General features: G+C 72.0%; 9 protein-coding genes. 8 read left to right on the top strand and 1 reads right to left on the bottom strand.

Features of this window, described 5'->3' with window-relative positions:
- From BM093_RS27500 to BM093_RS27465, 8 genes are all read left to right on the top strand, one after another.
- Positions 1-893 (top strand): HAD-IC family P-type ATPase (locus BM093_RS27500; RefSeq protein ID WP_143105545.1); only part of this gene is annotated, 893 nt, incomplete at its 5' end.
- A gap of 77 nt (positions 894-970) precedes the next feature.
- The gene (locus BM093_RS27495) at positions 971-1,522 is read left to right on the top strand and encodes a methyltransferase family protein (protein WP_158092278.1); all 552 of its coding nucleotides are present in this window, start codon (positions 971-973) and stop codon (positions 1,520-1,522) included.
- 60 nt (positions 1,523-1,582) lie between these two features.
- Complete coding sequence (locus BM093_RS27490) at positions 1,583-2,008, top strand: methyltransferase family protein (protein ID WP_093352432.1); 426 nt, start codon at positions 1,583-1,585, stop codon at positions 2,006-2,008.
- 408 nt (positions 2,009-2,416) lie between these two features.
- Positions 2,417-2,773 (top strand): BlaI/MecI/CopY family transcriptional regulator, encoded by a 357-nt coding sequence (locus BM093_RS27485; RefSeq protein WP_085915384.1) that lies wholly within the window; start codon positions 2,417-2,419, stop codon positions 2,771-2,773.
- On the top strand, positions 2,770-3,708 hold the full coding sequence (locus tag BM093_RS27480) for a M56 family metallopeptidase (protein ID WP_085915383.1): 939 nt from the start codon (positions 2,770-2,772) through the stop codon (positions 3,706-3,708). The genes BM093_RS27485 and BM093_RS27480 overlap by 4 nt, the downstream gene beginning before the upstream one ends.
- Positions 3,709-3,813: 105 nt before the next feature.
- Positions 3,814-4,557, top strand: a complete 744-nt coding sequence (locus BM093_RS27475; protein WP_232021782.1) for a DsbA family protein — start codon at positions 3,814-3,816, stop codon at positions 4,555-4,557.
- Complete coding sequence (locus tag BM093_RS27470) at positions 4,554-5,414, top strand: cytochrome c biogenesis CcdA family protein (protein WP_085915381.1); 861 nt, start codon at positions 4,554-4,556, stop codon at positions 5,412-5,414. Before BM093_RS27475 ends, BM093_RS27470 begins: the two co-directional genes overlap by 4 nt.
- Positions 5,411-5,947, top strand: a complete 537-nt coding sequence (locus tag BM093_RS27465; RefSeq protein WP_208115275.1) for a hypothetical protein — start codon at positions 5,411-5,413, stop codon at positions 5,945-5,947. Before BM093_RS27470 ends, BM093_RS27465 begins: the two co-directional genes overlap by 4 nt.
- On the opposite strand, the gene BM093_RS27460 is transcribed toward BM093_RS27465, so the two are convergent.
- Positions 5,931-6,431 (bottom strand): hypothetical protein, encoded by a 501-nt coding sequence (locus BM093_RS27460; RefSeq protein ID WP_174824349.1) that lies wholly within the window; start codon positions 6,429-6,431, stop codon positions 5,931-5,933. The two genes, BM093_RS27465 and BM093_RS27460, sit on opposite strands and share 17 nt — an antisense overlap.
- Positions 6,432-6,979 lie beyond the last annotated feature (548 nt).

Raw genomic sequence — 6,979 nt, 5'->3', positions numbered from 1 at the left:
GGCACGGCCTGACCGGCGTCCGCGACGGGGTCGAGCTGCGGCTGGGCAGACCCGGCTGGGTCGACGCCGGCCCGTTGGCCGAGGACGTCGCGCGGCTGCAGGACCACGGGGCAACGGTCGTACTCCTCGAGCGCGGCGGCACGCTGCTCGGCGCCCTCGCCGTCCGCGACGAGCTGCGCCCCGAAGCAGCCGACGCCGTCCGCCGCATGCGCGCGCTCGGGATCGAGGTCGCCATGCTCACCGGCGACAACCACCGCACCGCGGCGACGCTCGCTGAGCAGGCCGGGATCGACGTCGTGCACGCCGAACTGCGCCCCGAGGACAAGGCCCGCCTGCTGCCCGAAATCGCCCGGGGCCGCCGGATCGCCATGGTCGGTGACGGCGTCAACGACGCCCCCGCCCTGGCCACCGCCGATATCGGCATCGCCATGGGCGCCATGGGCACTGACATCGCCATCGAAACCGCCGACGTCGCGCTGATGGGCGAAGACCTGCGCCACCTCCCGCAGAACCTCGCCCACGCCCGCAACGCCCGCACGATCATGCTGCAGAACGTCGGCTTCTCACTGCTGATCATCGGCACGCTGATCCCACTCGCCGCATTCGGCGTCCTGGGCCTGGCCACCGTCGTCGTGATCCACGAGGCCGCCGAAGTGCTGGTCATCCTCAACGCCGTCCGCGCCGCGCGGACACGGACAATGCCCGGCCTCACTCCCGCCCCGGCCACCTCGGGGCGACACCACATCACGATCGAGCCCGCGCCGGAACCGGGCGAACCTTGCTGCGCGCCGGCACCCCGACCGGCCACACCCCACAAGGTGGCAACCGGACCGTCGCCGCTCGACACCGATCCGGGAGGCGCCCCGGCACAACCGCCGCACCAGAGCGGTTGAGCGGACGGATGCGCATGCTGCAGCCCCGAACCGCCCGCTGCCGCACGAGAGACACAGGCACACCAGAGGTCTCACCCATGACCACGGCAGACCGAGCAGCACGCCTGGCCAACACCGTCCTCACGGTCGCCACAATCCCGCTCCTTCACCGGATGCGCAATGACCTGGACCGCAACGGAACCCTGCGACGGGGAACCCAGATGATGATGTGGGCTGCCTACGCCACGTTCGGAGTCCTGCTCACCGACTCCCTCGCCCGCCACCGCGACGTGCCGACCGGCCGGCGCGTCGCCGGCTACGCCGTCGCCGCAGCCGGGACGGCTCTCGCAGGAGCCTGCATGACGCCGTTCGCCAGCCCGCAGCAGCTCAACGGCGGCGAGACCGGTGAGCTGATCACCGGCGGGATCTACAACTACAGCCGCAACCCCCAGTACACGGGCTTCGTCGCCGCCACCGCCGGGCTCGCCGCCGCCCGAGACTCACCACGGGCCGCGCTGCTGGCCATCGAACTGGCCGTAGTCGTGCGCGCCTGGGCAGCGGTCGAGGAAAGGCACCTGCAGCGACAGTTCGGAACGGCCTACGGGCGCCTGTGCGGCCGAGTTCCGCGTTGGATCGGCGTTCGGTCATAGCGGGCGGGGGCCTCGCGCCCCGCCCTTGGGCTCCGCACATGCGGCCAGGAGGTCAACGCCATGCTGGTACAGCGCCTGCGGGCGATACTGCTCGGTCCGGTAACCGTCACGATCATCATTCCAGCGTTGATCGTAACGATCTTGGGACCCGCTCCGGTCGATCTTGGTCCGGGACTCGGCTACCTGGCCCTGACGGTCGGCGCCCTGCTGATCGCGGGCGGCGTCGCGATGCTCGCCTGGACGATCAGCCTCTTCGCCCAGGGGGGCGAGGGAACATTGTCGCCACAGGACCCACCGCGCACCCTGGTAGTGCACGAGCCCTATCGACACGTGCGCCACCCGATGTTCAGTGCAGTTCTAGCCATCCTCGTCGGCGAGACGATCGCAACGCGGTCCCTGAGCCTCCTGGCCTGGCTTGTCGTGTTCGCGCTCTTCGTCACGATCATGGTCCCTCGCGTTGAGGAACCGCGGCTAGCCCGGGGCTAGGGCCTGACCCGGCCCGCGACCACCGTTTCCGTAGCCGGGCGTCTCGACGCCCGGCTACCGGTCCACCACGTCCCGGAGGCCGGCCTCGTCGCCCGCTCCACGGCTGCGCACGCAGGGCCGCTTGCGCATAACGGGCCGACCTACGGCGTCGGGCACGGCCGGCCCGGAGGGGCGTCACGTCGATCTCGCTGGCAACAGAGTCCTCCTTCCTGCTCCTCAAGATCGAACCAGTCATCAAAGACTCCGGGAAACCGGGAAGCTCAAGCAGCATGATGTCGGCGACAGCGCAGGCAGTGTGTGGCCCGAGGTGTCGTCGCACGATCGGCACTGCGGCGGGGCCGCGCCGTGGCGGTCGGGCGGTGGCCTGGTTGACCGTGCGTACCCTGACCCTGCAGTGGGGAGGTTCCGGTGGCGGGTCTGGGTGAGCTGCAAAGCCGTGTGATGGCCGCACTGTGGGACGCGGACGGCCCGCGGACGGTCCGGGAGGTGCTCTGCGCGCTGTCCGGGGAGCGGCCGCTGGCCTACACCACCGTGATGACCGTGCTGGACAACCTGCACGGCAAGGGGTGGGTGCACCGGGAGCGGGTGGGCCGGGCCTGGGCCTACATTCCGGCGCGGGCGCGGGAGGAGGCCGGCGCCGAGATGCTGCGGGAGGTTCTCGATTCGCTCGGCGACCCGGAGGGTGTGCTGGTGCACTTCGCCCGCGGTATGGACGAGCGCGAGAGCGAGTTCCTGCGCCGCGCGCTGTCGGGGGACGGCGAGTGACGGTCGCGGTCGCGCTGCTGTTCGCCGCCGTCGTCCTGGGGGTGGCCGGACCGTCGTATCTGCGCCCGGCCGGGAGGCCGGGGGTGCACCCGGCACTCGCGCTCTCGGCCTGGGTGGTGACGCTGCTCGCCGCCGCAGCAGCAGCGGTCACCGCTGCCGCGGTGCTCGTGCTGCCCGACCCCTCGGTGCCGGATGGCATGATCGGAATCGCGGTGGTCTGCTGGCGTGCCCTGTCTGAGGGCACCGACCTGCCGTGGTTGCTGCTGGTCCGGCTGGTCGTGGGGACCGCGTTGCTGGTGCTGCTGTCCCGGGTCGCGGTGTTGTTCACTGGTTCGCTGCGGGCCGAGCGTCGGCACCGGATCGAGCGGGTGGGGGCGCTGCGCGCGGTCGCCGCGGTCCGTGACGGGGTCTGGTGGATTCCGTGCGCCGAGCCGGTCGCGTTCTCCATCGGCGGAGGCCGGCGCGGGATCGTCGTCGCCTCCACAGGTCTGCACGGGCTCGACCCTCGTGCCGTCGAGGCGGTGATCGCCCACGAGCGGGCGCACGTGCGCGGGCGCCATCACCTGGTCATCGCGTTCGCCCGCGCCGCGGCGGCGGCACTGCCGCGAGTGCCGCTGTGCCGGCAGGCACCGGGTGCGGTGGGGGTGCTGTGCGAGCTCGCCGCCGACGCGACCGCGGTGCGCCGGTGCGGTCCCGAGGCGCTGACCCGGGCCCTGCAGGAGATCGCGGCCGGGCAGGGCGCCCCGCGCGGGACCGTCGGCTTCGACGCGTTCCCACAGGCCCGCCAATCCTGGCTGAGCTCGCCGCGCCCGGCGCTGGTGCGCTGCGACGGTGTGCTCGCCCGAGCCATGACCGGTGCGATCGCGCTGGTGCCCGCGCTGCTGCCCGCGACCGGCGCAACCATGCTGGTGCTCGCGGTCTGCCTGTCGGCCTGAGCGACACGCTTCCCTCGGGCGCCGCCCCCCGGTTGACCGGCCCTTCACGCCCGTCTACTACCGTCGTCGTAGATCACTACTATGATATTAGTAGAAGGGGTTGGGGTGGGACGCACATCGGGAACGCTCGAACGGCGGGGTCGGCGCCGGGACGTGGCGATCGTCGTCGCCCTGGCGGTCGTGGCCGTTGGTCTGGTCGGGTATCTGATCGCCGGTGCGGTCGGCTCGGGCCGGGACGGGGAAGCCGCCGGGGCTCCGTCGGCGTCGGCGGGGGAGGCCGCCGCGATCGGGCCATTGGGTGACCTCGCTCGTCGCCAGGAAGGCGACCCGCTCGCGCTCGGCCGCACTGACGCACCGGTCACCATGACCATCTTTTCGGACTACCGGTGCCCGTTCTGTGCGAAGTTCAGCCGGGAGACCGAGCAGCAGCTGATCGACGAGTACGTGAACGATGGTCGTTTGCGGTTGGAGTGGCGCGACTACCCGATCTTCGGGCCGGAATCCACCGTCGCCGCGCACGCCGGACGGGCCGCGGCGCTGCAGGGCAAGTTCTGGGAGTACAACCGCGCCGTCTACGCCGACACTCCCGAGCGCACCAAACCCGACCTGCCCGAGGACAAGCTGCTCACCTACGCCGAGCAGGCCGGAATCGCCGACATGGCGCGGTTCCGGGCCGACATGGACTCACCCGAGGTGGCCCAGGCGGTGGAACGGGATCTGGCCGAGGGCAGTGCGATCGGGGTGCCGAGCACCCCGGCGTTCGTCGTGAACGGCTACCCGATCATGGGTGCGCAGCCGGTCGAGGCGTTCCGCGCTCAGATCGACCAGGCACTGGAGACCGCGCCGTGACCGGCGCGGGTGTGCTCACCGCGTTCCTCGGCGGGCTGCTGTCGCTGCTCAGCCCGTGCGCGGCGCTGCTGCTGCCCTCGTTCTTCGCCTACGCCTTCGACCGGGTCGGCACCCTGGTCGGGCGCACGCTGACCTTCCTCGCCGGACTGCTGACCGTGCTGGTGCCGCTCGGCGCCGGGGTGGCGCTGGTCGGCGCGATGATCACCCAGTACCGCGGTGTCGTGACCACCGCGGGCGGGCTGCTACTGATCGGGTTCGGTGTCCTCAGCGTGCTGGGCATCGGGTTCGGCAGCGCCACCGCAGGCCGGCTCGCCGGGCGGATCCGGATCTCCGGACCGGTGTCGACCTACGCCCTGGGCACGGTCTACGGCCTGGCCGGGTTCTGCTCGGGGCCGCTGCTGGGCAGCATCCTGACCGTCGCCGCAGTCGGCTCAGACCCCGGGTACGGCGCCGCGCTGCTGGGCGCCTACGCGGTCGGGATGGCCGCCCCGCTGTTCGTGCTCGCCCTGCTGTGGGACCGCCTCGGCCTCTCACGCACGCCGTGGCTGCGCGGGCGCAAGGTACACCTCGGTCCGCTGCGCACCCACTCCACCAGCCTGATCTCCGGGGTATTGTTCATCGGGATCGGGCTGCTGTTCCTGCTCACCGACGGCACCGCCGGGATCATCGCGCCAACCACGGTCGACCAGCAGGCAGACGCGCAGACCGCGATCACCGACCTGTTCGGCGGGGTGTCTGATACGGCGGTCCTGCTGGGGATCGTGCTGCTCGCCCTGGCGGTGATGGCGGTGCGGCTGCTGCGCCGCCGTGGGACCCGGACCCCGGACGGCGAGCGCGAGCCGGAGGACGCCCGGTGACCGCCCTCGACGCCGTGCGGGCCTGGACCCTGCGGTACTGGACGGTCGCGGCGCTGACCACCCTCGCCACGGTCGTGCTCGTCGCGGTCCCGACCGCCGTCGTGCCGAACCCGTGGTTCTGGCGCGAGATTCCCACGCCGGACTGGGCCTACCCGGTACTCGGGCTGGTCGCGGTGCTGTCCGGCCTGGTCGCGGCGACCTACGTCCGCGCCCCCGACGGGCCGGGCGGACGCCGGGCGTCCGCCGGGGCGCTGCTGGGCTTCCTGGCCGTCGGCTGCCCGGTCTGCAACAAGCTCGTGCTGCTCGTCCTCGGCTACACCGGCGCCATCACCTGGTTCGAACCCGTGCAGCCAGTCCTGGCCGTACTGGCCGTGGTCGGGCTCGCCGCCGCACTACGGGCCCGGCTGCGCGGCGCCACCGCCTGCCCCTTACCCAGCACCCCCAGCGCCAGCGGATCCACCGATACCAGGCGCACCGCCACGCCGCGCGCCTTCGACGCAACAGAACCACACCCGCTCAAGGAGGACTCGTGAAAGCATCCCAGCACGCTGGCGACGCCCAGGAGTGGTGGCCCTCGCGCTCGCCGGCGCGCTGCTCGGCGGCGCCGGCCTCGGGCTCGCCGACCCGCACCTGATCGCGGCGAGCTTCTTCGGGCAGGTTGGCCCGCACCCAGCGCCGCACGCTGGCTACCGAGGCCTCCAGCCCGTGCTCGTCGCGCAGCCGCTGGTGGGCCGTCGCCACGGTCACCCGCCGGCCGAGCTGGTCGACGATGTAGTCGCGGTGCGCCTCGATCGCCGGCCACGACACCTGCCGCAACCGGGCGTCGACCAGCTCCGGGAACCACTCCCGCACCCGCCGCTCCCACTCCCCAGACCGCACGGGTGGACCGCCCGGGCAGAACCCGGCCGCCTCGGCCGGGGCCACATACTTGCGCACCGTCTTCGGGTCCACCCCCAGCGAGGCGGCCACCTCGGTCTTCGGCCGCCCCGCATACCAATGGACCAAGATCTCGGTCACGTCGATCACGGTGAAACTTCTCCTCGCCATCGGTGTCCCCACGCGGTCGACCTGCTTCGTCGACGCGCAGGCTGGGCACTGCGAGGACCGGACCCCCGACGACACGCCGCACGGCCGCGTACGTCGTCCCCGCGGGGAATTCCGTGATCGAGGTAGGGAATTACGTGATCGCGACACCCCCTCAGCTAGGGAATTTCATGATCGCCGACAGCCGGGAGGGAGGGTGTGATGCCACCCGGCCGGCGCCGGGGACTGGAGAGTTCGACTGCCTCTCTGTCGAGGCCAAGCACCGCGAACGAACGGCATGTGCCGCAGGTCTTCGCGATGGTGTAGGACTCATTGATCGCCCCATGACGGCCGGCCCGAATCGGTCGGCGGAGTGTGGGCCGGGCGAGATGCGGACTGTGAGGGCAGCGGCCCCCGCGGGCTGGCGGACGGGCGCAGCCCGAGGAAGGGGCGGCGGTGCGAGCACCGATCATCGCAACGCATTACACGACGCCGGGCGGCCCGGCTCCGGTGCCGACACCGAAACAGGACGAGCCCGGCTG

Source organism: Pseudonocardia ammonioxydans, assembly GCF_900115005.1.
Classification (GTDB): Bacteria; Actinomycetota; Actinomycetes; order Mycobacteriales; family Pseudonocardiaceae; genus Pseudonocardia; species Pseudonocardia ammonioxydans.
The sequence above is the reverse complement of the archived record's forward strand: the minus strand, read 5'-3'. Positions and strand labels throughout refer to the sequence as shown.